The 629-nt window shown below is 46.3% G+C and carries 1 protein-coding gene and 1 pseudogene; both read left to right on the top strand.

Going from position 1 to position 629, the window contains the following annotated elements; all coding sequences use genetic code 11:
• Positions 1-349 (top strand): annotated as a pseudogene (locus tag R7E78_RS27830) (adenosylcobinamide-phosphate synthase); the annotation flags it as partial.
• The coding region (locus R7E78_RS27825; RefSeq protein WP_318058847.1) for an ABC transporter substrate-binding protein at positions 349-629 on the top strand (281 nt) is incomplete at its 3' end. The pseudogene R7E78_RS27830 and the gene R7E78_RS27825, both read left to right, overlap by 1 nt.

Below are 629 nucleotides of genomic sequence, written 5' to 3'. Positions count from 1 at the left end.
CATTCAAATCGTTGCCGTTTTAGAATTCGTTCCATTAAGATTATTTGCCCTACTGTTGCTTGCTGGCCACAATATGTCCGCAGTGCTTAATGGACTCAAACAACAAGCGAAATCTTGGCCATTGCCAGGACCAGCTTGGTTGCTGTGTACTATCGGTAATAAGTTCCAGCTTTCGTTAGGAGGCCCTGCTCTATACCAAGGCGTCAGAGCAGAACGCACCAAGATTGGTGGACGCATTGTGCCTTCTGCTATTCATCTTGCACAAATCCAAATTTTGCTGGTTTGGCGCATCTTTGCTTGGATTGTGATTCAAAGCTTTATTCTAGGACTGATTTATCAAGGATTATGATGAACAAAATTTTCCTATCCCTCCCCCTTTTCTTCTCCTCTCTTACGATGGCGAACGAACCCGTTGAACGAGTGATCAGTTTAGCGCCTCACGCCACAGAGATTGCTTATGCTGCTGGCTTAGGTGACAAACTGATCGCTGTGAGTGAGATGAGTGATTATCCGAAGGAAGCTGGTGAACTGGAGAAAGTATCCAATTACCAAGGCATAAAGTTGGAACGCATCATTGCCCTTCAGCCCGATCTCGTCATTGCTTGGCCTGCGGGTAACCCCGCCAAAGA

Source organism: Vibrio sp. YT-19(2023), from assembly GCF_033337395.1.
Note: the sequence above shows the minus strand (reverse complement) of the source record. Positions and strands in the feature narration are given on the sequence as shown.